The sequence below is a fragment of the Streptomyces yaizuensis genome (genome assembly GCF_034961445.1).
Taxonomy (GTDB): Bacteria; Actinomycetota; Actinomycetes; order Streptomycetales; family Streptomycetaceae; genus Streptomyces; species Streptomyces yaizuensis.
The window spans coordinates 125,849-152,440 of record NZ_BSBI01000016.1; the positions used below are offsets into that span (position 1 = coordinate 125,849).

Genomic DNA, 26,592 nt, shown 5'->3' on the forward strand with positions numbered 1-26,592 from the left:
AAACCGAGGACAGGCGTACGACCCCGCTGGCGGTGGGGCGCGGGACACCCGGGCGCACCGGTCCAGGTCGGGCCGGAGACCGGCCGCGCTCCGGTGACAGAGCGAATTTGTGTGCTGGTCCTACTGGGCTCCGGTACGGGCGAAGTCCGGCCTTACGGTGGCGACATGATGATGAAACGTGCCGCTCTCGGCGGGGCCGCGCTGCTGCTCGGCTCCCTGTGCACCGCCCAGGCCGCCCAGGCCGAGCCCCAGCCCCAGCCCCCGGCCGCCGCCGAGGCCTCTGCCCCGGCGGCGGGCGGGAAGTGCTACAACGTCGGTGAACTGGTGAAGAACTTCCTGGCCTTGAAGAGTTCGGGAACCAAGGACGCCAGGGCGGATCTCCGCAGCATGATGCTCAGGCTCCTCAAGGACCCGTCGAAGAAGGCCGCCATCGAGAGGGTCTTCGACGAGGCCGACAAGGCCGGGTACGCGAACGACATGGACTACGCGAAGGCGGTCTTCAACGGGGTGAAGGCGCAGTGCAAGGAACTCGCGCCCCTGGCGAAGATGCTGGGCAAGGGCGCCTGAATCCGCCGGAGCCGGTGCCCGCCGGCTCCTCGCCGAAAGCCCGTGACCGCCCCTCCCTCCCCTTCCCTCACCTTCTCCGCCGCGTGGTTCGTGCCCCTTCGGACACCGAATGGACGAAGGTGATCGTGCGCGAACGCATCCCCACCCGGCGTTGCTCGATCATCTCCTCGACCGGGGGATCGAAAGGCTGCCGGACCGGCTTGCTGTGCAGCTTCACCGCACAGTCGAGGTCGGTGCAGAGGAGAAGGCCCACCGTGTTCAGACGCTCGCGCTTGTCCCGGGACGGGCGTCGGGCGGTGAAGAGTGACACCTCGTTGAACCGGCGGGTGAACCGGCACAGGTCGCACATCATCGCCCGCGATCCGTGTGCCGCGTCGTTCGGGGCCTGCCGCAGCAGCACTCCCGACGCCTGACCACCGTCCTCGGTGACGAGGTAGGCACGCTGCGGGGAGCGCAGGTCCCGCCAGCCGAGGTAGTCGACCCGGTCCCAGCGGACGTCATCGAACCAGGTGGGCAGCCGCACCTTGTTCTCGGTCGACTCCAGGTTCACGATCGCGCCGCGTACCTCGTCCCGGGTCATCGGACGCATGACAGCTCCCGGGGAGTTGCGCACGCGCGGATGGACGCGCCGGTCGGGACGGTGGGGGGAAGGGGTGGGAGGGTCCTTGGGGTACTGGACACCCGGGGTGCTCCTTGCTGAGAAGTCCGTCATGACAGCAAGAGCAGGCCGAGCGGCTCGGCGAAGACACCCACCGACCCGCCGCGACACAGGCGCGGACAAGGGAGGCGTGGGCTGGTTCAGCGCACCGGAGAATCACGTCCGGTCCGCCGCCCGGTGAGGACGGCGTCAGGGAAACAGACGGTCAGACGGTGCGGCGAGGCGCGCTCGGCGCGGGCCGAAACATAAAAATCCCTCTCTTCCAGGGCGCAGCGGGCCCAGAACAGATCGACGGAACTCCGCCAGGCTAACAACAGCCCCCGGAGCGGCGGCAACCGATTTATCGCCCGCCTCCTCCTCGGCTCCGTGGCGAGCGAAGACCCCGTGGCGACGGGCGGTGGTGCCGGCCCCGGGCGTCGGGACCGGCACCACCGGGGTGTCGGCGGGGCTCAGCGGCGCCGGGTGAGCTGCGTGACCGCCCGGTCGAACGCGGAGTCGCGGTCGGCGGCGAACTCCTCCGCGGTGAAGACGGGAACGGTGATGTGCGGGGGTATGCCCGGGCCTTCGTGGGAGTCCCCGCGCGGGGTGGTGTACCGCTCGTTGGAGAGGCCGAAGAGCCAGCCGCCCGGCAGGGTCCGGGGCAGGATGTCGGAGAGTGCGCCCTGGGTGTGCTCGCCGATCAGGGTGGTCGGCAGCGGGCGTTCGGCGAGGGCCTTGACGAAGGTCTCGCCCGCGCTGACGGTGGCTCCCGAGGTGAGGACGGCGATCGGGCCGGTGTAGCGGGGCACTCCCTGGGCCGGGGCCACGCGGGCGGTGTACCGGGGGGTGAAGCGGGTGTCGTCATCGGGGTCGTTCCTGGCCTCCTTGCGGTAGGCCGGATAGCCGCGGTCGGTCAGCCGGGCGGCGATCTGGAGGCCCAGCTCGTCACTGCCGCCCTGATTGACCCGGACATCGACGATGAGTCCGCGCCAGGCACCGGGACCCTGGGTACGGGCCCGGGTGACGATGCGGTCGAGCACCCGGTCGAGTTCGGCGGCGTCGGTTTCGATGGTGGGGGATCCGGCGGTGTACCCCCCGAACCGGCCGATCCGCAGATAGCCGATTCCGCCAGGGATCTCCGCGTAGCCGATGGCACCCTGGGCATGGGTCTCCAGCCGGGTACCGCCCAGGTTGCGGCGCTCGACGAAGGCGCGGACCCGTTCGTCGTAGGCGTCGTCGGGGAGGACCGTCCCGGCGCGCTGCCCGGAGGTGACCCGGCCCAGATCGGTTGCCGCCACTCCGACATGGGCGTCCTGGAGCGGCTCGGTCATCGCGGACAGGACGCGGAACAACTCCTCCTGGGTGGTGCCCGCGTGCACCGTCGGGCGGTGCCGGGCCCGCATCGCGTCCCAGTCGACGCCCCGGCGCTCGAAGAAGGCGTAATTCTCCTTGAAGGTCTGCCAGAAGACGTCGAAGACCGCCACCGGGCCGGTGGGCGGGGGCTGTTCGCAGCGCGGCGGCAGCGCGGCGATCCGGCGCAGGGAGCGGGGGCCCAGAGAGCCGTGGACGCGCACTGTGGCACGGTCGCCGGCCCGTGGCGTCACCGTCAGGCTGTATTCCGGGCTGTCGAAACGCACGGCGCCGCCGGGGCCGGTCCCGCCCGTGCTCCGGGCGGGGGGTCCGGGCAGACAGCTCACTTCGGTGGTGTCCCAGAGCCGCAGATCGCGGCCGTGGATGGCGACGACGGTCCCGTATCCGTCCATCTGCCACACGCCCTCGACCGAGATTCCCCCGGACCCGGACCCGGATCGCGGTGCCCCGGCGGGGGCGGGCGCCGCGGCGGCGGTGGACAGGGAGCCCGCGAGGGCGAGTGCCGTCCCGGCGGCGACGAGGACTCCGCGCCGGGACGCCGGACGTCTGCCCCGGCGGTCCTCGACGGCGGAAGCGGCTGATATCTCTGGTGTCACGGTGTTCCTCCGGTGGTCGGTCACCGAGCATCCTTCCGGCGCCGGCCCGGCCACCGCGTCCACCTGCGGGTGCCACCCGCGTCAACCGTCGGTCGTACGAGCCGAGTTGCTTCCCCTAGGGTGCGCGCGGGCGGCCTGTCATTCCGCCGGGGTACGTCCGGGGACACTGTTCGAGGCGCCGCTCGCCCCCGCCGCGCAGAGCATGTGAACCGGCCCGGAGTTTCCTCCGTTTCCTCAAGTGAGCGGGCCGAATGGCGGGGCAGGCGACCTCCGGGGCCGTTGGTCCCTCTCCCCTGCCGGAAGGATCACCGGGTGGGAGCAGGTGAAGCGTGGGAGGGAGAGCAGATGCGACCGGGCTCGTGGCCGCCGTGTACGGGGTGGGGCTCACGGCACCGGCACCGGCACCGGCACCGGTCCGCGCCGCACAGACCCCCGGCGGCTTCCGGAGCCCAGGCCCCACCGACGGCGCGGACAGCGGCGTCCCCGGTGAACGCGGTCATTCCCTTGTGCGAACTGGAGTGTGCAGATGTCCCCTACCCGTCGTGACGTCCTGAAGTGGGGAGCCGGTGCGGGCGGCCTCGCCGCCGCCGCGGTGCTCGGCATGCCCGGTCCGGCCACGGCCATGGCCAGGGCCCGCCACCACTGGATGGGCTATGTCTCCAGCAGCCGGCACTTGACCGCTCTGACGATCCCCGGCACCCACAACAGCGGCTCCACCAGCGGGGGATTCGTCGCCCAATGCCAGGACTGGGACCTGCCGACACAGCTCAACAACGGCATCCGGTTCCTCGACATCCGCCTGAACGGCCTGGCGGGGACCGCCAACGAGATGGGCGTTTACCACGGCGTCGTCTACATGTCCAAGCGCTACCAGGACGTTCTGAGGGACTGCGGGAACTTCCTCCGCAGCAACCCGAGCGAAACCATCGTCATGCGGATCAAGAACGAGTACAGCGGCGGCAACAAACTCAACGCGGAGGAGTTCAAGCGCCGTTTCAACTGGCACCTGGACGACCCGTCCATGGGATTCCGGTCGCTTTTCTGGACCGATCCGGTCTGGCCCACCCTGGGACAAGCCCGCGGGAAGGTCGTGCTCCTCACCAACTTCACCCATGACTGGGCGACCCTCAAGTGGGATGACAACTGCGATATCCAGGACCAGTACGACGTCGCGGACGAGGTGAAGAGGAAGGCGATCGTCGCGCATTTCGACAAGGCCTACTTCGACCACGGCACGGAGAGGATGTTCATCAACTTCACCAGCACGGCCAGGGGCCCCATCCCCAATCCCTCCATCGGGGCCCAGAGGATCCTTCCGAGCGTCCACGCGTACCTGCACCCGAGAAGGCATCAGCGGGCCCGCTTCGGCATCGTGCCGATGGACTTCCCCAATTACGGCCCCCTCGTCCTGGACCTCCTGATCGACAAGAACTTCGTCCAGTGATCTGATCCGGAGGTCTGTCGCCGGCTGGGGTGTGAGTCGTCCTGGCGTGCGGGGAGCACCGGTGCGGCGGACACCCGCTGAGCCGGTTCGACGGGTGCGGGCCGCCACGCGGGGGTGGGGGCGCCGGGCAGCACGAGGAAGCCGTCGTGCAGGCCGTGGAACAGTTCGGCGTGCTGGCGCTGGAGGGTGGTGGACATGGGGTGCTCCTTCCGGACCGGTTCTCGGTCTCTCGGTCGGTAGACGGGCCCGGACGGCGCATGTGAGATGCCGGGGCGGGAAGTCTCGAAGAGCTCCCTTCCCGGGCCGCGGCCCACAGCCTGGCCCACGGTCCGGGCGAGCCCTTTGCCGCCGAACTCCAGCGCGTCATCGCCGGCGATGAGCAGAGGCCGCCCCACCGGAGTGTCCACCTACAGGTGTCGGACGTTCACGCTGATCACCGCTCTGCAACCGCCGGCCATCCGTCGTGGAGACGCCCGCGCGGCGGGAGAGGTGGGATTCGCCCTCACGGCACCCCGGGGCCGGTGGCCGCGATGGCGCCGTCCTCGGTGATCCTCCAGGTGGCTCCGTTTGTGCCGGCTCCGGTCATGCCGCGCAGCCGGTCGGCGCCGACCAGCGCCAGCGTGTCGGGCCGGCCGATGGCGGCGGTGGCCAAGGTGCGGTCGGGCCGCCAGGGCGTCGACCACAGCAGACGCCGGGTCATCTGGGCCCACCCGGCCCCAGGGCCGGTCATCACCCACAGGTCGGCAGGGGCGGCGGCGAATCGGCGGGCCTGACGCAGCCAGGAGGCCGCGGTCTCCGGCCAGGTGACCGTGTCGGCCACCGTCCCGCCGCAGGCCCGCCAGGTCCGGATGATCGCTTCGGCGGCGGCCAGCGCGGCCGGGGTGCGACCGGAGCCGACGGCGATGTCCCGGGCTCCCTGCGCGAGAGCCAGTTGGATCAGCGCGGCGAGTTCCTGGCGGGTGATCGCCGGATCGGGGCCGGGCTGCGGGGGACGGGCCGGCAGCGGGCTGTTCGGGGAGTCCATGGGATGCCTTCCTCGTGGGCGGTCTTCCACGCCGGGCGGCGGTTCGGGCGGCACACTGTGCCCGGCGGGTGCCCGGTCGCGGCCGCGTCTGGCGGCTGAGCGGCGCGGGCGAGTGGAGCGTACGGGTCGGTGGCGGCCGTCAGGGGTTCCAGGCGGCGTCGTGGAGGACCGGGGCGAGGGTGGGCCGGTGTCCCGTGGCCCTGCGGGAGCAGGATGGCGGTGCCCTGTGACCGGGCGCGGGGACACTGCTCGACCGGAACAGCCCGGGCCGCTCGCACAGGTCCCGGATCCGGCCGGCCTCGTCCGGGGCGGGAAGCTCCGGCGGCAGGGCGCCGCCGAACGCGTCGGGTCCGGCGGTCACCGTGTCCCGGTCGGCGCTCCTGGTGGCGGCGGTGGCGTTCATGCTGCTGCCTCCAGTTTCAGCAGTGCGGTCTTCGCTTCCAGGCCGCCGATGTAGCCGCCGAGGGTGCCGTCGGTGCGCAGCACCCGGTGGCAGGGGACGACCACCGGCAGCGGGTTGGTCGCGCACGCCGTGCCGACCGCGCGCACCGCCCTGGGGCTGCCGACCAGTTCGGCGACCTGGCGGTAGCTGCGGGTCTGGCCGTAGCCGATCTCCGGCAGGTGTCGCTGCACCAGCCGCCGGAAGCCCTGGGACAGGGACAGGTCCAGCGGCAGGTCGAACGTTTGGCGGCGGCGGTCGAAGTACTCGTCCATCTCCCGGGCGGCCGTGTCCAGCCTGCCGGGGGCGCGCAGGATCCGCGGGCTGACCTTGTCGGCGAGGACCTCCAGGACCTGGTCGTGGCCCTCGACCGCGTAGGCGACGCGGATCAGGCCCCGGCCGGTGGCGGCCAGCAGCAGCGGGCCGACCGGGGAGTCGACGACGGTGTAGGCGATGTCGACCAGGTCGGCGGCGTGGGCCTTCGCCTCCAGCCGGTGGTGCAGCCGGGCCATGGTCCCGGCGTCGACGGGAGCCGACAGCATGCTCAGGACGTCATCGTGGGGTCGGGTGCCGCTCATGTGGATGCTCCTTTCGAGGTCGCGCCCGGACAGTGTTTTCGCAGATTCTTCAGACCGTCCGCCGCCGCCCGGCGGGCCGCCGCCGTGTTCCCGCCCAGCAGCGCCGCGATCTCGTCGTACGGCATCCCCGCCAGATAGCGGAACGTGACCGCCTGCCGCTGCTTGCCCGGAAGGCGTCCCACCATCTCCCACAGCTCCTGGTCATCGGCACCCGGGACACCCAGCGCACTGGGCACCTCCGGCAGCTCCTCGGCCGGCAGTGGGAGGCGGTCGGCGGCACGCAGCACGTCGATCGCCTTGCGCCGCGCGATCGTCACCAGCCACGCCTCCACGTTCGCCGTCCCCGGCAGTCCCGGCCAGGCCCGCATCGCCGCCAGGAACGTCTCCGACCAGGCATCGTCGGCGTCGTGCGTCCCCAGCAGCGCCCGACACACCCGCAACACGGTCGCACCGTGCTGCTCGACCGCTTTCTCGAACGGTTCCCTCATTCTCGCCCTGTCGTAGACCTTGATCCGAACCGATGTGTACGAGCTGCCGAGACAGCCGGCCGGCTTCTCCACCGGCTGTCCCACCTGGAAGACGATGCGGGTGCCGTGCATGTGAGATCCGAATCCACCGGCCTGGCGACAGGCATCCCCGGCCACCGGCGCGTCCCCGGACATCACGCACCCGTACCACGATGCCCCCGGTCCGGCGGGCAGGTGACGTACTCCGGGCGGGCCCCTTCCCGCGGGGGTGGGGCCGGGCTGATCGAGGTGATGACCGGCTGCGGCACGTTCACCACGGCCAGGCCGCTCGTACGGGAGCCGACGGTGAAGGTTCCCGTGGCGGGGTCGGTGGCGGTGTCCACGACGCTCACCGTGGTGGTGCCGTTGTTCGCGACGTAGGCGGTGACCGAGTCGCCGGCGCTGGTGACACTGCGGCTTGAGGGTCGGAACAGCATGAATGCGACAGACGAAGCCATCGCGCGTTTCCTCATCCGATCGGAGTCGGGTACCGGGAGGGCCGCGGGCGCGAGCACATGCGCACTCAGGGCCTGAGGAGTTGATCGAACTCCGTCACCCCCGTGCCGTGGCGCGTTCTCGTGTTCTCCAGGACGGCCGCCTTCAGGACATCGGTGCGCACATCGGCGACATCGCGCGGAGAGACGGCCCCGGGCGTGTGCTCGTAGTTCCAGACGACGACGTCGAGGAAGACCGGTGCCGTGAACCGCCATCCCCGCACCAGGATCACCTGGGAGATCGCCGGATAGGGCGTGTGGACCGGATTGCCGAGCCAGCCGAGGAGCGCGGGCCGCAGGACACTGAAGTCCACGCCGGCCCTGCCCAGCGCCCGCAGGACGGCGGGGGCGAGAGGCGGCGCGTAGCGGTCCGGGTCCAGCCCGATCAGCTCGCCCCACAGCCGCACCGCGTCCATGGCGGCCGCCCGTGCGTCATCTGCTCTCCCCTCCTGGTCGAACGCCTCGGCGGCGGCGAAGAGTTCCCGCGCGCGTTCGGCCGAAGCCTCCTGCGAGCCGCCCGTCCCGTCTCGCCCACCCCCGTCCCGCTCACCCTCGTCCCGGCGGAGGACGTGCGCCGACCCCGTCGCCGCGGGCAGGAGCATCGCGACCAGGACGGCCAGCACAGCGCGCCGGCGGCCCGACGGCGGGTCGGTGACGGCCGGTTCACGGAGCCCGGGCGGCACCTCGGGCGACGTCGGTGTCCCCGGGGAACCGGGACGGGGAGCGGCGGTGCGCGCCGGCGCCGGAGCGCCCGCACCGGGCGGCGCCCCGACACCCGCCGAGACCGGATCGGCCCGGCGGCGGGCCACCGGGGGAGGCGTGTCCGCGGCCCGCGATCGGAGAGGTCCCGGTCCGGTGGTACGCGGCGCCGGGCCGGCCTCTCCCGGCGCAGGTGGGTCCCCTCTCAGCACGGTTTGGTACACGGCCCGCAGCTCCTCACCGGGGTCGGTGCCCAGTTCCTCGGCCAGCCGCCGCCGTACGGTGCCGTAGCGGTCGAGGGCCTCCGCTCCCCGTCCGGCCGCGTGCAGCGCCTGGATCAGCACGCATTCCAGGGGCTCGGCCAGCGGGTACTCGGCGGTGAGATCGGGCACCGCGGAGATCACCGCGGTGGGACGGCCGAGCCGGAACTCCGCCCGCGCCCACCACACCACCGCGTCCAGTCGCCGCCGGTGGCAGCTGGCCCGGACGTGCGCGGCCCATGCGCCCGGGAGACCGGCCAGGGGCTCGCCCCGCCACAGGCCCAGAGCCTCGGCCAGCGCCGAGGCCCGTGCCTCCTCGTCATGCTGCGGGTCGGTACCCCGCTCGACCAGCCGACGGAACCGGTGAAGATCCACCAGTTGGGGGTCGGCCTCCAGCACATAGCCGGCGTGCCGGCGCTCTATCCGGGCCGCCGTCCCGCCCCCGGGGGCGGCCGTCTGTCCCAGCAGCCCCCGGATCCTGCTCAGGTGCGCGTAGAGCACAGGCCGGGCGTTGGCGGGCGGGTCGTGGTCCCAGACCCGGTCGATGAGCGTCTCCAACGCGATCGGTCTTCGAACGTCGACGGCCAGCGCGGCCAGTACCACCTGCTGCCGTGGCGTCCCCACGTCGAGCGGCCGGCCCGCCGACCGCGCCTCGATCTCGCCCAACAGCCGAAGGTCCACACGTCCCCCCGTGTGATCAGCAGCACCTGCGGAACGTCCCCGACGTCCCATGCTGGCTGGCCCGCAAGGTGCCCGCAAGGTCGGTGCAAGGTCGGTGCACAGGCCACGACGCCAGGGTGGGGAGGGCACGGGACGACCGGCTCGGCCCATGCGGTCACGACGGCTCCCTGCCGCCGGGCCACCGCGGCCAAGGATCCGGACTGCGTGCGACGGGAGAACGCCCCTGCGACACCGGGGGACGAGGTCGCTCGCGCTCCGTCCCGTCCCGCCCTGCCCCGCTCCGGCGAACCGGCGACGACGAACGCCGGGTACTCACGACTCACGGAGGAGAACACCATGCGGATGTCCCTCGCCCCACGGCCCCACCGCCCCGGCAGGCCCACGGCATCGGCCGAACCGCCGGTGCCGGCCGGGCGCAGACGCTCCCGATTCACTCCGGCGGCCATGGCGGCGGCCCTGGTGTTCGCCGTCTTCGCGGCGCTCGCCCCTACGCCCGCTCAGGCGGCGGAGCCCACCCGCTACGAGCTGGTGAACTCCCGGACCGGGCTGCGCGCCGACGTCATCGGGGCGTCGACCGCTCCGCTCACCGGGGTCTTCCTGTGGCCGGACAATGCCAGCGGTTCCCAGGAGTACGAGCTGCTCGACAGCGGAAGCGGGTACTTCCGGCTCAAGGCCCGGCACTCCGGCCAGTGCCTCATGCTCGACTGGCGTTCGGGGTACTACGAGAACGGCACCCACATCATCCAGCACCCGTACTGCCACGCCGGCTACGCGCCGTCGGAGTGGATCACCTCCTGGGTGGGCGGCGGGAACTGCCCGTCGGGACACTGCTTCCCTTCGACCATGATCCTGAAGAACCGGGCCACCGGCAGATGCCTGGACGCGGCAGCTCCGTCCGGCAGGCCCAGCCAGCACGCCCCCTTGCAGCAGTGGGACTGCATCGCCAGGGACACCCAGTGGAACACGGCGAACCAGAGCTGGACCCTGCGGCGCCTGTGAAGGGCGCGCGGCGCCGGTGGTGACCCCGCCCCGCGCCGTCCGCCGCCCCTGACGTGAAACGGTGAAACGGCCCTCCACGGCCCTCGCGACGGCCGTGGAGGGCCCCGGGCCGTGGACCCGGGGCCGCGCCCTCGTCCCCGCCGCGGGCGGAAGCCGGTGTCCGGCCAGCAGGTGTTGTGCGGGAGCTCTGGGCGCGGTGTCCAGCCCGAGGTCAGGCGTCCTTCTTCACCGGATCCAGGATCGGCACGCACTCCACGTGGTGCGTCATCGGGAAGGGTATCGAGACAGATGGCGGCGGGGACATCTGCAGTTCAGAGGGTGTTTGGCGGTGCCGCTGGGGGCCGGCGCACCGGGTGGTCGTCCCGGCAGAGGCGGAAGCGGCGATCGAGGCCGGCCTCGAACTGTCCGCCCTGCCCGCCGGGCGCGAACCTGGAGGTCTACCGGTGGGTGATCCTGGGGACGGACTTGGACACTCCGATCCTCTGAGCCCGTATGCCTCGCCTGTGGCGGGCGAGCGGTCCCCGTCATCATGCCGTCGGTGAACCGATGGCCTTGCCGGTGACAAGGTGAGGGCGGCACCCGTGGTACAGGTGCCGCCCTCACCGGGTATGTCCGTGGCGCCGAGGCGTCAGAACACGTTCCCCGAAGCCACCGGGAAGTCCGGCGGCCAGGGCCCGGCGTACAGCGATTCCCGGCCGTCCATCAGCGCGTACTCCGCCTCGCGCCAGTCCGGATTGCTGCCAATGACGAAGCTGTCGCCGTCAGGGTCCAGCATCCAGGTGTAGGACGCGTCGTCGGACTCCAGTCCGTGCCGCTCCGCCAGCACTCTGAACTCCTGCGGTGTGGCGTGCCGGATGTGCAGGCCGTTGCGATAGTAGGGCTGTAGGAGCATCAGCTTCACATGGCCGATGTGCACCTCGACATGGGTCGAGGTCCCGTCGATCTGTGTCGCTTCGCTCTGCAGGAACAACTGCCGGTGGGACGGGTTGAACCCGGCCACGCGGAACAGTCTCCCGGTACGGATGAAATCGGTCATGCCCGAAGCCCTCTCCTGATTACGGCACCGGCTCCCCGTTGGCCAGCTTGAAGCGCTCGGCGGCGAGTACCTGAGCTCCGGCGATCGGCAACGCCCTTGAAGCGGCGTACTTGGCTTCGCCCGCGCGCGCTCTCCCCACTCGAAGAGAGCCTCGCATGAGGTGGCCATGGCGCCGCGCGGTCCGCACCAGTAGGTCTGTCCAGCCGCGTCTGCTGCCCAGTGTTTCCCACGGCATCGCGTTCGAGGCCGTCTACACCACCACCTGGCGACCACACTGGGGTACGCCTCCGCGAGCAGCGTGTCCGCCGCCTGCGCTTCCTGAAGGAGAACCTCTACGATCACCCGGATCTCGGCCAAGGATTCACGGACATCGAGAAGCGACAGCAGGCCATGCTCGTGCTGTCGGACTCCCTCAAGGCTCTCAACGGCGGCAGCCTGCCCAGCAGCATCGCGCCGGCGGGTACACCTGGGTCTGAAAGAGCGTCGCGAAGGGCGCATCCGTGAAGCTCGTCCTGTGGCGAGTACTGCTGGCTCCGCTGACCAGCCTGCGAGCCTTGGTCATTCAGTGGCGCAGCAGAACCGTCCTGCTCTACGACGCTGCCTGGCGCCAGGCCCGTTTGCACCGTTGTCCTGACGACATGGTGTATCGAATCCACGGCCACCGAGCCGCCCCACCCTCCGACCAGGTGTCCAGAGCACGGGCATCCTTCGTATCGCCCAGAAAAGACGAACCGACCGACCGGCGCCCGTGATCCGAGCTTTCCGCAACCACAACACGTTCGCGCTGTCCACGGAGGATGGGCGCCGCGGTTGAGCTGGTGGATGTGGCGTCGAGGGCTTCGAAGAAGTGGGGCGGGAGGAGGACCTCGGGGTGCCCGCATGGGGGACGAACCGTCCCGCCGGTTCAGACCTTCTCGGCGATCACCCGCGCGTGTTCAGCCGTGAGCAACTCGATGTCTTCCACATCGGAGGTCAGGATTGTCACTCTGCCCGGCTGCGCCAGCGCTGTGGCGCACAGCATGGCGTCGATGGCGTACTTGTGGCCGTGCAGCCCTGCCCCCCGGAGGAGGGTGGCGGCGGAGTGGGCGAAGGCTTGGGTGACCGGCTCCACCCGGAGCCGGGACAGCGTCCACTTCAGGGCGGCGTCATTGATTCTCGGGTGGATGACTTCCACCAGTACTGCCGCTGAGGTGACCACTGGAAGATCCGCTTCTCGGGCTGCCGTCAGCCACTCGTGGACCTCCCGGTCTCGCTGCACGGCCTTTGCCAGTCCCCCGCTGTCCAGGAGCAGGGCACCGCTCACGCGGCCACCCCGCCCTGGGAGGCGAGACCGGTGAGCTTGGCACGCTTGACAGCCACGGCTTCCGGATCGGCCTGACCGTGCACCTTGTCGAAGTCGGCGATGAGCTCGTCCAGATTGTCGCGCTCGATCTGGCGTTGAGCGGCCCGTTCGAGGTAGGCGGAGACTCCGCGTTTGCCGACCTTCTCGCGGATGGCCTGGAGTGTCCCGGCGGCCAAGGTGACGGAGATGCCGCTACTGGGGCCATCGCCAGGTCGGAAGTTGCTGTCGTCCACCATGACCATGAGTATGGCATTCGAAATGCTATAAGGCCATCGTTGTTGGGTGTCTCGGATCGGTTCGGCCGCCGACCCGACCGATCCGGCCTGCTGGCATCGCCACAACGCCCATCACGCACATCGGCAAAACCGCGGCTCAGGCGTCCTTCTTCACCTGCTCCAGGATCGCCACGCACTCCACGTGGTGCGTCATCGGGAAGAGATCGAAACCGGTGATGTCGGGAGAAGGTGCAGGTCAGAGGCCATTTAGTGTCGTCTCGTGCGGAGATTTTTGGGCCCTGAGCGTCATATGAGCGTCAAGAGGTGGGAGGGGCGGATGGGGTTCCGGAGCCCGATGCCGGAGCCGGGCCAGCGAGTTTGTCACTCTGTGTGCCTGTGCTTCGCTGGGTGGCGTGGGAGGCCGACAGCCTCGGCGAAATAATTATAATGCCGCACGTGTTGGGCCCCTGGAGCGATCTTGGGATGGGGGCGATGGGGCTGAGGCTGTTCAGCACGAAGCGCGGCATGGCGGAGGTCATGCCGCGTCTGGCGGAGGTCGAGGCGGATGTGCAGGGCCTGGTCGAGGCCCATATGGAGATCATGCTCGGGGTGCGGTTCCTGGCGAGCGAGTACAGCACCGGGCCGGTCCACGGCGGACGGATCGACTCGCTGGGCCTGGACGAGAACGGGTCGCCGGTGATTGTCGAGTACAAGCGGGCGACCGACGCCGGGGTGATCAACCAGGGCCTGTTCTACCTGTCCTGGTTGATGGACCACCGGGACGAGTTCCAGCACCTGGTGCGCGACCGCATCGGCGCCGGGGCCGCCGGTCGGATTCTCTGGAGCGCCCCGCGCGTGATCTGCGTCGTCGGCGACTTCACCCGCTACGACGTCCACGCCGTACGCGAGCACCGGCGCAGCATCGACCTCGTCCGCTACCGGCTGTACAGCGACGACCACATCTCGCTGGAGACCGTCGCCTCCGTCCGCGGACACGCCGGAGCGCCCCGCCGCCGGAGCGGGGCGGGGGCACGGACCGCCGCAGCACCGGGTCGCCAGACGGCTGACCGGGCGATGGCGGATCTCTCGAAGGCCCTGGACGAGGTCCTGCTGGGGCTGGGCGATGATGTGGCGGCGGTGCGGCGCAAGCAGTACACCGCCTACCGGCGGCTGCGGAACTTCGTCTGCGTCCCGCCGGCGCGGCAGGCCAAGACCCTCGTCTACGTGAAGGTCGACCCGAGGGAGGTCGACCTCACGCTCGGGTTCACCCGGGACGTGACGGGGCTCGGCCACCACGGAACGGGGGACCTGGAGGTCCAGCTCCGGTCCGAGCGGGACCTGGAGCGGGCCGGGGAACTGCTCCGCCTTGCCTACGCGGGAGCATAGAAGTACCAGCTTGTCGCTCTGGGGTGGAGGTTGGGTCGTAGTCGGCGTTCCTTCTTCGGGAGGGGGCATGACGTGGCGGTGGAGTAATCAATGGTCCGGCGGATCCCCGGTTCCGTGAACCGGGGATCTCCGGCTATCGTGCGCCGGTGAACGGCGCCGGGGGCACTGCCAGCCCTCGAATTCCCGAACCGGCCGGGGTTCGGACGCTACCGGGGCGACGCTCCCGCTGTTTCGCCCAGGCGAGTTCGCTATGGTGCTCCGATGCCGTCAAGAATGGTGAGGGGACCTGTCTCCGGGCTCGTGAAGCCCCGCGTCGGTAGTCTGCGCATGATGGACCGCCACAGGGTGCCGTCCATGCGGGAGGGAGTCTTCTCGGTGGAGGCCCGCAGGTCGAGTGCGGCGGTCCCGGCTCGGTCCCTGAGGATGAAGTGCTGGTCTGCCCCGTAGCTTTCGTCGGTGTCGCCCCGGAACCGCGCCACCCGGAGCGGTAGGCCGAAGACGGGGTCCAGGAGGGCGGCGACGATGTGATGCGGCCTCGGTCCCTGTCCGCGGACGTGCGAGGAGCGGACCACCAGTGCCACGTGGTCCAGCGCGCGGTACCCATCGGCGACGAAGGTGTTGGACACCGTGTGCAGGAGAGCCACCCGCCGGAGCAGCCCGCTGCTCAGCCAGGCTCCGCGGCGGATTGTCTGGGTGTAGTCGTCGTCCGGGTCTTCCCACATGCTCCGGCCTTCTCGTTTCACGGTGGTGTACTTGGTGGGTGAGGAGCGCCAGCACAGGCGCATCTCGGCCGGGTCGATCCATTTCGACAGCGTGCCCGCTTCCGCTTGGCGCCAGAGCCGGTGGGGAAGGCCGGAGAGGCACAGGCGGGCGGGTTGCCCCAGGACGTGGAGCTCGATGGCGGTCTTGTGCCACCGGGTGATCCGCAGGCCCGGCACACCGTGGAGTTCGCCGTCGGGCCCGCACACCGGGAGAATGTTGAAGAGGGTCTCGGTCGCGCGCTCCACGCTTTCCACCTGGAGGCCGATGGTGTCTGGGGCGGGGTGTACGGCGATAATTCCGAGGGGGTAGCGGGTGTAGATGTTCCGGGACTTCAGCAGATTCAGCTGAACGTGGGCTTCCAGCAGCACCTGATCCGGGTTGGCGGCAGAGGGGACGGGAGCCTCACCCTGGCTTAGTTTCCCCAGGACGCGGAAAGCCTCCTGGAAGGTCGCCCGCTGGGACACGGGAGTGGAGCCCGAACTGCCCGCCCAGCTCGCCATGGCCGATCTTCACGGGGTCGACCCCGACCAGGTGCGGGCGCGAGGATGGCCGGACTGGCTCCTGCTCGCGCTGCCCGGCACCGACATTCGGGCACCCTTCACCCCGGAGGCCACCATGTCCGCCCTCGGCGACCTCACCTCCGACCCCGCCCGCGCCGCCGCCCTCCTCCCCGCCGACGTGCTCACCGACCTCACCACCCGCTGGACCCGCCACGTCCAGAACCAGATCACCAGAGGCATGAGCGGCGGATACGTCGGTGAAGAGGTCTCCACCGCCCTCCACGCCCGCCTCACCGCCCTGTGGCACCTCGACGACTCCCTGGGCGGTACCCCCTGCACCAACACCGCCCGGGAAGACCTCCGCATGGTCACCCGCATCCTCCGTCAGGCCCGCCACACCGGACAGCGCACCACCGACCTGCACTACCTCGCCGTCGAGTACGCCCGCTTCCTCGGCTGGGCCGAGTTCGACGCCGGCCGCCCCGCCGCCGCACACCGCGCCTGGCACACCGCCCTGCGCGCCGCCGCCGAGGTCGCCGACCCCGCCCGCAGCGCCTACCTCCTGGCCAACCTCGCCCTCGCCTGCGTCTACGACGGCCAAGCCACCACCGCCGCCCAGATGCTTAACTCTGCCCGCGACCTCGCCGGAACCCGCACGACCCCTCTCGTCGCCGCGATGATCACCATCTGGCAGGTCCGCGCGGCCGCCGCCACCGGAGACGCCCGCCACGCCGCCCGCCTCCTCGCCCGCGCCGAGACCGAGTACGAGCGCTCCCGCACCGGCGACACCAACCCCGCCTGGTCGTACTGGATGGTGCGCCCCAGCCTGATGGCCGAAACTGGCCGGGCCTTCCTCGGCCTCGGCGACCCCGCCACCGCCGAACAGCTTCTCACCGACGGCCTCAACGCCTTGGCCCCCGAAGCCCACCGCGACCGCGTCCTTTACTACGCGTGGATCGCCACCGCGCACGTCAGAGGCGGTCACTCGGATCACTTCTGAACCCCTGACACCACGCCGCCGCTGAACCTCCGCCCCAGGCTGACTCACGGCACCGACAAGCCCAAGGCCCGCAGAGTGCGCATGGGCCGACCGGTCGCACGGAAGCCAGAACCCCGGGGTCACGTGCCGCTGTGCTTCCGGCAGGGCGACACCGCGGCGGGGCCCGCGCGGGCTAATCCGACTCTGAGGGGGCGCTTGCTCTGCCTGCGCGCGCCCGTCGGGCCCATACGCGCCGGGGCAGGTGAGTCACGGTGCGGACATCGCCCGCCTACGCTCACCGTTATGGACCCAACCGAACTCGATGGCCTTGTCCGCCAGGGACCGGTGGACACCCTTTCCATCCCGGACGCGGCCCGGCAACTGAACGCGGCCACGCGCTATGTAGCCCAGGCCCGGGAAGAGCTCACCCGACGTGAAGCGGAGGGGGACGTCCCAGCCCTCGACGCCGAGAAGGCGCTGGCCTTCGCCCACGAGGCCCCGTCACTGTCACTGACGGACGACACCGGCGAGACCGTCGCGCTGATCATCTCCCCGGCCGTTCTCGAAGTCCTGGAAGACGCTCTCGGCCTCCTCCACAACGAACTGCACCGCCTGCGCGGCACCACCACCACGGCGACCACCGAGGAACTGCGGGACCACCTGAGCGGGCGGATGACCTCATGAGCCAAGTCCAATGGGAGCAAGCCGCCAGGAACAACCTGGCCCGGTACCGCAAAGACGACCCCACCGGCGTCGACCAGGTACTCGACAGCGTCAACCTACTGCTGAACAACCCCCGGCCCAGCGGGGCGCAGAACTGCGGCGAGGGCAAGTACCGCATCCACGTCGGCCGCTACCGCATCTGGTACACGATCCAGCAGAGCACGCCGGTCGTGATCGCCATCGACCTCGTCGGCCGGGTCCGCTGATCGACCCGGTGAACACGTTCACAGGCTCCGTTCCAGCCCTCTGGGGTTCACGATCCTGCCGGGCCGCGGAGCGCTCCGTCCCGGCCAGCCCCCGGCTGTCGGAGACGGCCGGGCGCGTCAGCGCTCCCATGCGGCGGCGCCCCGGAGAAGGTGATGGTCCGACATACCAGGGGTACAGGCCGCCGCGTCACCCCGTACGGTCTGGAACCAGGCGTAGCCGAGGAAGATGTAGTCGATCTTCCCTGGTTCGGTGACCCGGGGCGAGCACACGGGTTCGGCGGTCGCCTCGCCGCTGCGGCAACGGTCGCCGGACTGCGGGCAGTCGGCCCCCCTGAAGTATGACTTGTCGTTCTCATCGGCCTCCTGGAAGATCCCCGTGCCGCCGCTGTGGTGGTAGAGGGGGTCCATGCGGCGGTCCTTTGGCAGCATGTTGAAGTCCCCCGCCAGCACAACGGGCTCGCCCTGGTTCGCGAAGCCGCGGGTGAGGGCCGCCACCTGTCCGGCCTGGGCGCGCGGATTGTCCCCCCGGTAGTCAAGGTGGGTGTTGCAGGCGCGCACGTCCCGCCCGGTCACCCGGGTTCGCGCGCACAGCAGGATCCGCTGCTCGCCGGCCGAGGGCCTGTCGAGGAAGGTGACGGTCCGGCTGCCGTTGTCGATGGTGCCCGGGCCGCCCCTCGCGAAGACGGCCAGCCCGTACCGTGTGTCCGGTCCCCACTTCGCGCACCCCGATGCCGACCCCAGGGCCGCACCCCACGCCGAGTCGTACGAGGGCCCACCGGAGGAGCGGTTCCCCAGCGCGTCCCGCAGGAGTGTCCACTGCCCATGGCACAGCTCCTGAAGCATGAGCAAGTCGGTGTCCCAGGCATCCACGGCACCAACCACCTTGTCGCGCCAGGCGGGCTTCGAACCCTGGTAAATGCTGCACGACGCGCCGCAGACGTTGTAGGACAGGAACCTCGGCCTGGGCCAGCTCACCGGATCAGGGACATCGGCCCGTACTGGGCCCGTCGCGAAGAGCAGGCCGACGGGGAGAAGCACGGCAAGAAGTATCCTGCCGACAGAAGACATGAAGGGGCCCTGCCTTTCCTGGTCGTGGGTCGCGCAACGGCCACCGGACTCGCACTCCGGAGACCGCAGACCTGGTGCGCCACTGTGTGCGATACACGCTCGGCCAACCCGCGATCACGGGCACCCGGAATCGGGCATGCGAGCACAACAGCTCCGCAGCGCTCGAATGCGGCCAGACAGACCGGTGCGGGCGAACGGGCGACGGCTGTCGACGCCCTTGGCGCTCCACACCCTGTCCGGGCACGCGGGCACCGGGTGGCGGCCCCCTGGACGGAGGGCCGCCACCTGATACCGGGAGCTGGTCTGATCGGCGGTGAGCGCCGCCGAGTTGACCCTCCTCACATCAGAGGAGGCGGCTCGGCGTTCTCGTCTATCCGATGTTGAACCACTCGCTCCAGGGGCTCTCGTTCACATTCTGCCCGCTCGCACCGTTGCGGGTGACGGCGCGGATGCTGACCTGCCCCTGCTCCCACATGTTGTAGTTGCACTCGCGGCTCGAACCCTCGCCCCCGGCGTTGTGGCACTCGCCGGGAGCACGGTCATAGCTGAACCTGAACTCCGCGACCGACCGCAGGCCGTCGCCCCTGGTGTCCTCGACCACGATCCTGTCGCCATAGTGAAAGAAGCAGGCTTTGGCACCCGTGGTGCTGACACAGCCGTTCTCCCCGGCGAACGGTGACACCGTCACGCCGCCGACGGCGGTGTCACCGCTGTCCGCCTGTGCGGGGCTTGCCATCGTGCCGAGAGCGGCGAAACAGGTGACGGCCGCTGCCGCGATCCTCATCATCATGATCTGCTCCTTTGATGGTGAACTCGAGTCCGGAGAGGCAAGAGCGCGGGGAATGCGCTGTCCGCACCGGCTGCTGTTCTTCGGCCACAGGACTCCCGCGACCGACACGGTTCACTGTCGGCCACCAGACGCCAGGGCCAGAGACGAGGCTCTCGCCTCTCGCCCCTGGCGCTTCATACACTAGGACCTCCAGCGCACTGGAGGTTCAAGTAGATGAGCCACATAACTTGGACGATCGGAGACCTGGCGGCCCACACCGGGCTACCAGTGAAGACGATCCGGTACTACTCCGACATCGGACTGCTCCCGATGGCGCACCGCAGTGCCGGCGGCCACCGTCGCTATACGTACGAGGCGCTGGAGCAGCTGCGGCTGGTGCAGCAGCTGCGCGCCCTGGACACCCCGATCTCCACCATCACCCAGCTCGCCACCGGTGAAAGCTCCTTGAGCGATCTGGTCACACGCGCGCTCGACCGGACTCGGACACGGCTAGCCGAACTGAGCTGGCGCCAGGCCACTCTGCAAGCCCTCGACGATTGCTCCGGCCAGGAGCGGCTGCGCCGGCTGTCCGTACTGTCCCGGGTGCAACGACTGTCCGAAGCCTCTCTCGACCTCGGCAGGGCCTGGGAGCGAGTGCTCCCCGCCGGTGTGCCCGCGCGCCTGGTCGACCTGATCACCGCGCAAGCCGTCCCGGATCCACCGCAGGACCCTTCGCCTCAAGCGGTACTGGCCTATGCCGAACTGCACGCCCTCATCGCGCAACCGGGCTTTCGGACGTACTGGGCTGCGCCTCATGTGCGGGACAAAGCGTCGCTGTACACCGAACTGATCGAAGCTGCCGAGATCGCCGAAGCAGACCTCGCCGCCGGTCTGCCCCCGCAGCCCGGGGAGGCACTGGACAAGTTTTCCCGTGCCTGCGCCCGCGCCCGCGGCCAGGACGACAGCCCGGGCTTTCGCGCCTTCATGGGCGCGCAGTTCCGCACCACCGTCCCGTTGTTCCGCCGTTACTGGCAGCACATCTCCATCCTCACCACCGGCCAAAGGCCCACTGTGGGCAGCACCCACTGCTGGCTCGTGGAAGCGCTCATCACCACGCACCAACACACCAGCTCGCCATAGACAGTGCAGGCACTTCCCGGCTCCAGTTGGGGTGTGCTCGGCTGGTGGGTGGTGCTGCGGCCCGCTGGGCGGGACTCGCGGGCCCGGGGGCGCTGAGGCTCACGGAGCAGAGCGCTGCGGGGCCCGGGGCATGATTCTGGTACATGGTGTCCTGCCGCAGGGTCACCAGGTGCTCACCGGACCCGATCCACACGCACCCCACCCGTCGACGCGCACTCGCCACCTTCATCCGCTGGGCAGTCGCCCGCCGCCTGACTGGCAAGGTCTCCATCCCCGCGAGAAAGCCCGGGCTTCCTTCCCGCTTCCTCGACACCGACGAGCTCAATCAGCATCTCCGGCGATGCCTCAACGACGACAGCTTGCCGTTGGAGGTTCGAATCATCGGTGCCCGGATAAGCCTCTATGCCCTACCAGCCACCCGCATCGTCCAGCTCACGACTGACCGCTTCAGCCGGGAAGCCGATCGCGCCTACCTCACCATCGACCGCAATCCCGTACTCCTTCCCCCAAGCTCGCGCGTCTCATCGAACGGCAGATCGACAGACCGAGCAGCACGTCGGTACTTCATCCGAGCAAGGACATACCGGGGTTCCTCTTCCCTGGGCGGCCGCCAAGCCGCCCCCGCAACGCCGATGCAATTCACTACTACATGTCGGGGCAGCAGTGGCCGTATGAGTTCCCACTCGGCATCGGACAGTTCATGGCGGCGTATCACCCCTCCCTGATCCACAATCCAAGATCACTTTGACGACAAGCTCTAGTTGTGTTGTTCGGGGAGGTTGGTGACGCGGCTGGCGGGTGTGTGGCCGGCGATGCCGGTGTGGGGTCGGTGGTAGTTGTACCAGTCGATTCAGTCGGTGAACGCTTGCTGGCGTTCGTGGTCTGAGGTGTAGGGCCTCTGGTAGGCCCATTCGTCGAGCAGGGTGCGGTGGAAGCGTTCGACCTTGCCGTTGGTCTGGGGTCGCCAGGGTCTGGTCCAGCGTGGGCTGATGCCCAGGTCACGGCAGGTGTCGCGCCAGGTGTTCTTGGTGTAGGCCCAGGCGTTGTCCGTCAGGACCCGTTCGATGGTGATGCCCTGGGTGGCGAACCAGGCGGTGGCCCGGGTGAGGAAGGCGGCGCAGGTGGGGGCGGTCTCGTCGGGGAGGTCCTCGGTGTAGGCGAGGCGGGTGTGGTCGTCGAGGGCGGTGTGGAGGTAGGCGTAGCCGGTGCCGGTCCGGTTGCGTCTGCCATCCGCCCTGCCGAGGGTCCTGTGGCCGCCGCCGTCGGGGATCCGGCCGAGTTTCTTGACGTCGATGTGGACCAGCTCTCCGGGGCGGGCGCGTTCGTAGCGTCGGACGGGTTCGCCGGTGGCCCGGTCCAGTGCGGCCAGGGGCGGGACGCCGTTGCGGGTGAGGATGCGGTGGGCGGTCGAGGGTGCGATCCCGCAGCGGACGGCGAGGCGCAGGGGGCCGATCCGGTGCTCGCGGCGCAGCGTGAGTACCCGTTGTTCGACCTCGTTGGGGGTTCGCAGTGGCTGGTGGTGGGGGCGGCTTGTGCGGTCACTCATTCCGGCGGTGCCGAGGTCCCGGTAGCGGGTGGCCCAGCGGGCGGCGGTGGTGTGGCTGACCTGGAAGCGTTCCGCGGCCCGGCGCAGGGGCCAGCCGTCGTCCACGACACAGCGGGCGAGGCGCAAGCGGCCGGTCTCGGTCAGCGGGGCGTTACGGTGGGACATGAGGGCCTCCCGGGCTGGTGCAGATGTCGTAATCCACACCAAACCCAGAGGCCCTCACCCATTTCAATCACCCAGCACGCGTGTCACCAACGTCCCGGGACAACACACCTAGCGCGAGGCGGTGGTCGGCTAAATGTCGCCCTGTGAGGCTGCTTCCAGCTCTTCGGTGACGCGCCAGTTGAGGGCACCCTTGGGATTTGCTCCGCCCAGGGACTGCGCGTGAAGGAGCATCTTCCCGCGGTATTGGTCGAACCATCGGACCGGCCCGTCGCTGCCCCCGGGCAGAAGGATCGCTCCCGGCACCGAGAGTGCTGCGCTCAGGTGCTGCCAGGCGAGGTCCTCGACAGCAGGGCGGCAGCGCCCGCAAGGCGCGGCCGCTGCGTTCGCCCACAGGTGAGCAGGACCCGTTCGTCATGGGCCGTCTGGTCCCTGCCTCCGCGCTCGGGTGGAGGCAGGAGTCGGGCGCGGGGCGGGGTTCCGGGGAGGGCCTGATGGGGCCTCTTCCATGGCCATCCACTCCGGCTCTCCTGCCCGGCCGAGGGCGTAGAGGTAGTCGCATCGGCGCCGCCGCGAGCAGGGATCTCTGATTCCGGCAGGCGGTGAGGAGCTGTTCGCGGGTGTCACGTCCGGCGGCGAGGTCGGCGACTGTCCGGTGGACCAGCGGCAGGTCGAGCAGACCGAGGCCCTTGCCCGCCAAGGACGGCATCAACGCTCAGTAACGGAAATCCGCTGGTCAGAGCGGCGCCAGACCATGATCAACGAGCGTCACGAGCGTCATTTCAGCGTCAAGATATCGCCCGTAACGCACACAATGCACATAACGCACATCGGCAAAACCCCAGCTCAGGCGTCCTTCTTCACCGGCTCCAGGATCGCCACGCACTCCACATGGTGCGTCATCGGGAAGAGGTCGAACGCCCGCAGCGTGCGCGGCCGGTAGCCCGCCTCGGCGAAGTAGGCCAGGTCGCGGGCGAGGGCCGCCGGGTCGCAGGCCACGTAGGCGATGCGGCGGGGGCCCAGGGAGGCGAGGTGGCGGACCGTCTGCTTGCCGGCGCCCGCGCGCGGGGGGTCCAGCACGATCAGGTCCGTCGACGTGATCCGGGTACGGGGGAGGACCTGGTCGACCTTGCCCTGTTCGATGCGGACGCGGTCCAGGTCGCGCAGGTTGTGGCGGGCGTCCTCCACCGCGCGCTTCGAGGACTCGATGCCCAGGACCGCGCCCTGGTCGCCGACGCGCTCGGCGATGGCGCCCGCGAAGAGGCCGACGCCGCAGTAGAGGTCCAGCGCCGTTTCGCCCTTGCGCGGCATCAGGCCCTGCATCACGGCCTTGACCAGGACGTCGGCGGCCTGCGGGTGGACCTGCCAGAAGCCGCCCGCGCCCACGCGGTAGGTGCGGCCGTCCGCGCGCTCGCGGACGAAGGCGCGGCCGTGGACCCGGTGGACCGAGCCGTCGCGCTCGTCGACGCGGAGGACCGAGACCGGCTTGTCCAGCTCGACGAGGGGGAGGCGGCCGCCCGGGGCCGGGGTCAGGACGACCTGGCGGTCGCCGGAGCCCGTGGCCGCGATGGCCTCCACGCCCGCCATCTGGGGCCAGGTGCGCTTCTCGACGCCCAGCTCGCTGACGCCCGGCGCCGCGATCATGCAGTGGTCGACGGGCTCCACCGTGTGCGAGCGGTGCCGGCGCAGGCCCGCGCGGCCCTCCGCGTCCACCGCGTACTGCACCCGGGTGCGCCACGCGGGCACCTCGCCGGCGGGCAGCTTGTCCCCGGGGGCGGGCGCGACCGTGCCGTCCCACCCGGCCTCCTCGGGGGTGAGCCCGGCCAGCCGCTGGAGCTGCTCCGCGATCACATCGCCCTTGAAGCGCCGCTGCGTGCCCGGCTTCACGTGCTGCCAGTCGCAGCCGCCGCAGCGCCCCGGGCCGGAGAACGGGCAGGGTGCCTCGACCCGGTCCTTCGACGCCTCGACGATCTTCACGGCGTCCGCCCGCAGGAAGCGGGAGTCCTCGTCACCCTCGGTGACCTTGGCGACGATCCGCTCGCCCGGCAGGGTGTGGCGCACGAAGAGCACCCGGCCGCCCTCGGTGCGGGCGATGCAGTGCCCGCCATGGGCGACGGGACCCACCGTCACCTCGTACTCCTCCCCGATCAGGGAGACCGGGGAGGAAGCGGAAGCGTTCTGCATGGCGGGGTGACTCCGTACGTCGGAAGGGTGTGGACGGTCCCGGAAAGCCTGGATGAGCCCCGGAAGAGACCCGCGAGGGCCTGGAAGGGAGGGCGGGCGCCCGGAAAGACGGCGCAGCCCACCAGTCTACGTCGCCGGTGGGGCCACTCACTCCCCGCAGGGGCGACCGGCGGGCCCGGTCATCCCCGCAGGGACGACCGGGCGGCCCGGTCAGTCGCCGGCCGGCTCCCGGGGACGCTCGTCCACCGGCCCCCGGCGCACCGATCCCGGCGCCGCCCAGTCCTGCCGGCGCCGCAGCCGCTTACGGGCCTTCTCGGACGAGTCCAGCTGGTACGGGACCGAGGTCACCATCACCCCGGGCGTGAAGAGCAGCCGCCCCTTGAGCCGCAGCGCGCTCTGGTTGTGCAGCAGATGCTCGTACCAGTGACCCACCACGTACTCGGGGATCACCACGCTCACCACATCGCGCGGGCTCTGCCGCCGCAGACCCTTCACATAGTCGACGACCGGCCGGGTGATCTCCCGGTACGGCGAGTCGAGGATCTTCAGCGGCACATTGATCCCGCGCCGCTCCCACTCCGCCCGCAGCGCCTTGGTCTCGGCCGGGTCCACATTGATGGAGAGCGCCTCCAGCTTGTCGACCCGCATCAGCTTGGCGTACGCCAGCGCCCGCAGGGTCGGCCGGTGGACCTTGGAGACCAGCACGATGGAGTGCACCCGCGACGGCCGTACGCTGTCGGCGCCCGGCTCGTCCGGGGCCGCGATCTCCTCGGCCACCCGGTCGTAGTGGCGGCGGACCGCGCTCATCACCGCGTAGAAGATCACCATGCCCAGCAGGGCGACCCAGGCGCCATGGGTGAACTTGGTCGCCAGCACGACGACCAGCACCAGACCGGTGAAGAACGCGCCGAACGCGTTGATCGCCCGGGAACGGATCATCCGGCGGCGCTTGGCGGGATTCCGCTCGGTGCGCAGATGACGGTTCCAGTGCCGCACCATGCCGGTCTGGCTCAGGGTGAAGGAGACGAAGACGCCGACGATATAGAGCTGGATCAGCTTGGTGGAATCCGCGCCGTAGACCCACACCAGCAGTGCCGCCGCACCCGCCAGCAGCACAATGCCGTTGGAGAACGCGAGCCGGTCGCCCCGGGTGTGCAGCTGACGGGGGAGATAGCGGTCCTGCGCCAGTATCGAGCCGAGCAGCGGAAAGCCGTTGTACGCGGTGTTCGCCGCGAGAAAGAGCACCAGGGCCGTGGCCGCCGCGAGCAGGACGAAGAAGAAGGTGCCGTCCCCGAAGACGGCCGCCGCGACCTGCGAGATCACCGGGTTCTGCACATAGTCGTCGCCGACCGGCACACCGTTCTTGAGCAGCTCGTGCGCCGGATTCTCGGCCATCTTCACATCGCTGGCCATCGCCAGCCCGATGATTCCGCAGAACATGGTGACGGCGAGCAGCCCCATGAGGGCCAGCGTGTTCGCCGCGTTCTTCGACTTCGGCCGGCGGAACGCGGGCACGCCGTTGCTGATGGCCTCCACACCGGTCAGCGCGGCACATCCGGAGGAGAAGGCCCGCAGCAGCAGAAAGACCAGCGCGAATCCCGCGAGCCCGGCCTCTTCCGCCTTGATCTCGAAATCGGCCGTCGGCGCCTTCATCGTGGTGTCCAGCACAATCCCCTGGTAGGCACCCCAGACGATCATGGCGAAGACGCTCACCACAAACACATATGTCGGGATCGCGAAGAGCTTTCCCGATTCCCGGACGCCGCGCAGATTCATCAGCGTCAGCAGCACAATGATCCCCACCGCGCAGAGAACCTTGTTCTCGACGACGAAGGGAACCGCCGAGCCCAGGTTCTCGACTCCGGAGGAGATCGACACGGCCACGGTGAGTACATAGTCGACCAGCAGCGCGCTCGCCACCGTCAGTCCGGCCTTCGGACCGAGATTGGTGTTGGCGACCTCGTAGTCGCCGCCGCCGCTCGGGTAGGCGTGCACATTCTGGCGGTACGAGGCGACCACCGTGAACATCAGCACCACCACGGCCAGCGCGATCCACGGGCTGTACTGGTACGCCGACACGCCCGCGATGGAGAGCACCAGCAGCACTTCGCCGGGCGCGTACGCCACGGAGGACAAGGGGTCGGATGCGAAGACCGGCAGGGCGATGCGCTTGGGAAGCAGCGTTTCGCCGAGCCGGTCACTGCGCAGCGCCCTGCCGATGAGAATCCGTTTGGGCAGGTCGGTCAGTTTGGACACGGAGAGGATCGTAAGGGTTCGAT

24 protein-coding genes and 2 pseudogenes are annotated in these 26,592 nt (G+C 70.1%); 8 read left to right on the plus strand and 18 right to left on the minus strand.

Going from position 1 to position 26,592, the window contains the following annotated elements; all coding sequences use genetic code 11:
* The first annotated feature begins 165 nt into the window (after positions 1-165).
* On the plus strand, positions 166-567 hold the full coding sequence (locus SYYSPA8_RS31390; protein WP_323450804.1) for a hypothetical protein: 402 nt from the start codon (positions 166-168) through the stop codon (positions 565-567).
* 67 nt (positions 568-634) lie between these two features.
* On the opposite strand, the gene SYYSPA8_RS31395 is transcribed toward SYYSPA8_RS31390, so the two are convergent.
* Complete coding sequence (locus tag SYYSPA8_RS31395) at positions 635-1,156, minus strand: FBP domain-containing protein (protein WP_323450805.1); 522 nt, start codon at positions 1,154-1,156, stop codon at positions 635-637.
* A 518-nt stretch (positions 1,157-1,674) separates the two neighbouring features.
* Entirely contained in the window at positions 1,675-3,195 is a 1,521-nt protein-coding gene (locus SYYSPA8_RS31400; protein ID WP_323450806.1) for a S41 family peptidase, read from the minus strand.
* Between the two features lie 502 nt (positions 3,196-3,697).
* On the opposite strand from SYYSPA8_RS31400, the gene SYYSPA8_RS31405 reads away from it, so the two are divergent.
* The gene (locus SYYSPA8_RS31405) at positions 3,698-4,615 is read left to right on the plus strand and encodes a phosphatidylinositol-specific phospholipase C (protein WP_323450807.1); all 918 of its coding nucleotides are present in this window, start codon (positions 3,698-3,700) and stop codon (positions 4,613-4,615) included.
* A 502-nt stretch (positions 4,616-5,117) separates the two neighbouring features.
* Here SYYSPA8_RS31405 and SYYSPA8_RS31410 read toward each other — a convergent pair.
* The 6 genes from SYYSPA8_RS31410 to SYYSPA8_RS31435 form a co-directional block, all read right to left on the minus strand.
* On the minus strand, positions 5,118-5,639 hold the full coding sequence (locus SYYSPA8_RS31410; protein WP_323450808.1) for a hypothetical protein: 522 nt from the start codon (positions 5,637-5,639) through the stop codon (positions 5,118-5,120).
* A 139-nt stretch (positions 5,640-5,778) separates the two neighbouring features.
* Positions 5,779-6,042, minus strand: a complete 264-nt coding sequence (locus SYYSPA8_RS31415) for a hypothetical protein (protein WP_323450809.1) — start codon at positions 6,040-6,042, stop codon at positions 5,779-5,781.
* Positions 6,039-6,656, minus strand: coding sequence for a methylated-DNA--[protein]-cysteine S-methyltransferase (locus SYYSPA8_RS31420; protein WP_323450810.1), 618 nt, complete (start codon positions 6,654-6,656; stop codon positions 6,039-6,041). Before SYYSPA8_RS31420 ends, SYYSPA8_RS31415 begins: the two co-directional genes overlap by 4 nt.
* A complete protein-coding gene (locus SYYSPA8_RS31425; RefSeq protein WP_323450811.1) occupies positions 6,653-7,255 on the minus strand; it encodes an RNA polymerase sigma factor in 603 nt (200 codons plus the stop codon). The genes SYYSPA8_RS31420 and SYYSPA8_RS31425 overlap by 4 nt, the downstream gene beginning before the upstream one ends.
* 62 nt (positions 7,256-7,317) lie before the next feature.
* Positions 7,318-7,620 (minus strand): hypothetical protein, encoded by a 303-nt coding sequence (locus SYYSPA8_RS31430; protein ID WP_323450812.1) that lies wholly within the window; start codon positions 7,618-7,620, stop codon positions 7,318-7,320.
* 65 nt (positions 7,621-7,685) lie between these two features.
* Positions 7,686-9,281, minus strand: coding sequence for a BTAD domain-containing putative transcriptional regulator (locus SYYSPA8_RS31435; protein WP_323450813.1), 1,596 nt, complete (start codon positions 9,279-9,281; stop codon positions 7,686-7,688).
* Positions 9,282-9,500: 219 nt separating this feature from the next.
* Here SYYSPA8_RS31435 and SYYSPA8_RS31440 point away from each other — a divergent pair, with 219 nt between their 5' ends.
* Positions 9,501-10,295, plus strand: coding sequence for an RICIN domain-containing protein (locus SYYSPA8_RS31440; RefSeq protein WP_323450814.1), 795 nt, complete (start codon positions 9,501-9,503; stop codon positions 10,293-10,295).
* Positions 10,296-10,923: 628 nt separating this feature from the next.
* On the opposite strand, the gene SYYSPA8_RS31445 is transcribed toward SYYSPA8_RS31440, so the two are convergent.
* From SYYSPA8_RS31445 to SYYSPA8_RS31455, 3 genes are all read right to left on the minus strand, one after another.
* Positions 10,924-11,331 carry a hypothetical protein gene (locus SYYSPA8_RS31445; protein WP_323450815.1) on the minus strand — a complete coding sequence of 136 codons (408 nt, stop codon included), beginning with the start codon at positions 11,329-11,331 and terminating at the stop codon, positions 10,924-10,926.
* 904 nt (positions 11,332-12,235) lie between these two features.
* Positions 12,236-12,634, minus strand: a complete 399-nt coding sequence (locus SYYSPA8_RS31450; RefSeq protein ID WP_323450816.1) for a PIN domain-containing protein — start codon at positions 12,632-12,634, stop codon at positions 12,236-12,238.
* On the minus strand, positions 12,631-12,909 hold the full coding sequence (locus SYYSPA8_RS31455; RefSeq protein WP_323450817.1) for a hypothetical protein: 279 nt from the start codon (positions 12,907-12,909) through the stop codon (positions 12,631-12,633). The genes SYYSPA8_RS31450 and SYYSPA8_RS31455 overlap by 4 nt, the downstream gene beginning before the upstream one ends.
* 504 nt (positions 12,910-13,413) lie before the next feature.
* Between SYYSPA8_RS31455 and SYYSPA8_RS31460 the strand changes: the two genes are divergently transcribed.
* Entirely contained in the window at positions 13,414-14,274 is an 861-nt protein-coding gene (locus tag SYYSPA8_RS31460) for a DUF5655 domain-containing protein (protein WP_323450877.1), read from the plus strand.
* Between the two features lie 248 nt (positions 14,275-14,522).
* On the opposite strand, the gene SYYSPA8_RS31465 is transcribed toward SYYSPA8_RS31460, so the two are convergent.
* Positions 14,523-15,536 (minus strand): hypothetical protein, encoded by a 1,014-nt coding sequence (locus tag SYYSPA8_RS31465; protein ID WP_323450818.1) that lies wholly within the window; start codon positions 15,534-15,536, stop codon positions 14,523-14,525.
* Here SYYSPA8_RS31465 and SYYSPA8_RS31470 point away from each other — a divergent pair.
* From SYYSPA8_RS31470 to SYYSPA8_RS31480, 3 genes are all read left to right on the plus strand, one after another.
* The gene (locus tag SYYSPA8_RS31470) at positions 15,505-16,536 is read left to right on the plus strand and encodes a transcriptional regulator (protein WP_323450819.1); all 1,032 of its coding nucleotides are present in this window, start codon (positions 15,505-15,507) and stop codon (positions 16,534-16,536) included. The genes SYYSPA8_RS31465 and SYYSPA8_RS31470 overlap by 32 nt on opposite strands.
* A gap of 282 nt (positions 16,537-16,818) precedes the next feature.
* A complete protein-coding gene (locus tag SYYSPA8_RS31475; RefSeq protein WP_323450820.1) occupies positions 16,819-17,199 on the plus strand; it encodes a hypothetical protein in 381 nt (126 codons plus the stop codon).
* Positions 17,196-17,444: a type II toxin-antitoxin system RelE family toxin gene (locus tag SYYSPA8_RS31480; protein ID WP_323450821.1), complete on the plus strand. Its 249-nt coding sequence runs from the start codon at positions 17,196-17,198 to the stop codon at positions 17,442-17,444. Before SYYSPA8_RS31475 ends, SYYSPA8_RS31480 begins: the two co-directional genes overlap by 4 nt.
* A gap of 117 nt (positions 17,445-17,561) precedes the next feature.
* On the opposite strand, the gene SYYSPA8_RS31485 is transcribed toward SYYSPA8_RS31480, so the two are convergent.
* Positions 17,562-18,512 (minus strand): endonuclease/exonuclease/phosphatase family protein, encoded by a 951-nt coding sequence (locus SYYSPA8_RS31485; RefSeq protein WP_323450822.1) that lies wholly within the window; start codon positions 18,510-18,512, stop codon positions 17,562-17,564.
* A gap of 370 nt (positions 18,513-18,882) precedes the next feature.
* Positions 18,883-19,302 carry a hypothetical protein gene (locus SYYSPA8_RS31490; RefSeq protein ID WP_323450823.1) on the minus strand — a complete coding sequence of 140 codons (420 nt, stop codon included), beginning with the start codon at positions 19,300-19,302 and terminating at the stop codon, positions 18,883-18,885.
* A gap of 213 nt (positions 19,303-19,515) precedes the next feature.
* Here SYYSPA8_RS31490 and SYYSPA8_RS31495 point away from each other — a divergent pair, with 213 nt between their 5' ends.
* On the plus strand, positions 19,516-20,421 hold the full coding sequence (locus SYYSPA8_RS31495; RefSeq protein ID WP_323450824.1) for a helix-turn-helix domain-containing protein: 906 nt from the start codon (positions 19,516-19,518) through the stop codon (positions 20,419-20,421).
* Between the two features lie 757 nt (positions 20,422-21,178).
* Here SYYSPA8_RS31495 and SYYSPA8_RS31500 read toward each other — a convergent pair.
* From SYYSPA8_RS31500 to SYYSPA8_RS31515, 4 genes and pseudogenes are all read right to left on the minus strand, one after another.
* Positions 21,179-22,132 (minus strand): annotated as a pseudogene (locus SYYSPA8_RS31500) (IS481 family transposase).
* A 480-nt stretch (positions 22,133-22,612) separates the two neighbouring features.
* Positions 22,613-22,832: pseudogene (locus SYYSPA8_RS31505) on the minus strand (DNA cytosine methyltransferase); the annotation flags it as partial.
* Between the two features lie 143 nt (positions 22,833-22,975).
* Complete coding sequence (locus SYYSPA8_RS31510) at positions 22,976-24,313, minus strand: class I SAM-dependent RNA methyltransferase (protein ID WP_323450825.1); 1,338 nt, start codon at positions 24,311-24,313, stop codon at positions 22,976-22,978.
* A 210-nt stretch (positions 24,314-24,523) separates the two neighbouring features.
* Positions 24,524-26,569: an APC family permease gene (locus SYYSPA8_RS31515; RefSeq protein WP_323450826.1), complete on the minus strand. Its 2,046-nt coding sequence runs from the start codon at positions 26,567-26,569 to the stop codon at positions 24,524-24,526.
* Positions 26,570-26,592 lie beyond the last annotated feature (23 nt).

Bases quoted from the DNA above. Each gene is read 5' to 3' on its own strand.
- SYYSPA8_RS31390 (WP_323450804.1), top strand. From the start codon at position 166: ATGATGATGAAACGTGCCGCTCTCGGCGGGGCCGCGCTGCTGCTCGGC.
- SYYSPA8_RS31395 (WP_323450805.1), bottom strand. From the start codon at position 1,156: ATGCGTCCGATGACCCGGGACGAGGTACGCGGCGCGATCGTGAACCTG.
- SYYSPA8_RS31405 (WP_323450807.1), top strand. From the start codon at position 3,698: ATGTCCCCTACCCGTCGTGACGTCCTGAAGTGGGGAGCCGGTGCGGGC.
- SYYSPA8_RS31410 (WP_323450808.1), bottom strand. From the start codon at position 5,639: ATGGACTCCCCGAACAGCCCGCTGCCGGCCCGTCCCCCGCAGCCCGGC.
- SYYSPA8_RS31415 (WP_323450809.1), bottom strand. From the start codon at position 6,042: ATGAACGCCACCGCCGCCACCAGGAGCGCCGACCGGGACACGGTGACC.
- SYYSPA8_RS31420 (WP_323450810.1), bottom strand. From the start codon at position 6,656: ATGAGCGGCACCCGACCCCACGATGACGTCCTGAGCATGCTGTCGGCT.
- SYYSPA8_RS31425 (WP_323450811.1), bottom strand. From the start codon at position 7,255: ATGCACGGCACCCGCATCGTCTTCCAGGTGGGACAGCCGGTGGAGAAG.
- SYYSPA8_RS31430 (WP_323450812.1), bottom strand. From the start codon at position 7,620: ATGGCTTCGTCTGTCGCATTCATGCTGTTCCGACCCTCAAGCCGCAGT.
- SYYSPA8_RS31445 (WP_323450815.1), bottom strand. From the start codon at position 11,331: ATGACCGATTTCATCCGTACCGGGAGACTGTTCCGCGTGGCCGGGTTC.
- SYYSPA8_RS31455 (WP_323450817.1), bottom strand. From the start codon at position 12,909: ATGGTGGACGACAGCAACTTCCGACCTGGCGATGGCCCCAGTAGCGGC.
- SYYSPA8_RS31460 (WP_323450877.1), top strand. From the start codon at position 13,414: ATGGCGGAGGTCATGCCGCGTCTGGCGGAGGTCGAGGCGGATGTGCAG.
- SYYSPA8_RS31465 (WP_323450818.1), bottom strand. From the start codon at position 15,536: ATGGCGAGCTGGGCGGGCAGTTCGGGCTCCACTCCCGTGTCCCAGCGG.
- SYYSPA8_RS31475 (WP_323450820.1), top strand. From the start codon at position 16,819: ATGGACCCAACCGAACTCGATGGCCTTGTCCGCCAGGGACCGGTGGAC.
- SYYSPA8_RS31480 (WP_323450821.1), top strand. From the start codon at position 17,196: ATGAGCCAAGTCCAATGGGAGCAAGCCGCCAGGAACAACCTGGCCCGG.
- SYYSPA8_RS31485 (WP_323450822.1), bottom strand. From the start codon at position 18,512: ATGTCTTCTGTCGGCAGGATACTTCTTGCCGTGCTTCTCCCCGTCGGC.
- SYYSPA8_RS31490 (WP_323450823.1), bottom strand. From the start codon at position 19,302: ATGATGATGAGGATCGCGGCAGCGGCCGTCACCTGTTTCGCCGCTCTC.
- SYYSPA8_RS31495 (WP_323450824.1), top strand. From the start codon at position 19,516: ATGAGCCACATAACTTGGACGATCGGAGACCTGGCGGCCCACACCGGG.
- SYYSPA8_RS31510 (WP_323450825.1), bottom strand. From the start codon at position 24,313: ATGCAGAACGCTTCCGCTTCCTCCCCGGTCTCCCTGATCGGGGAGGAG.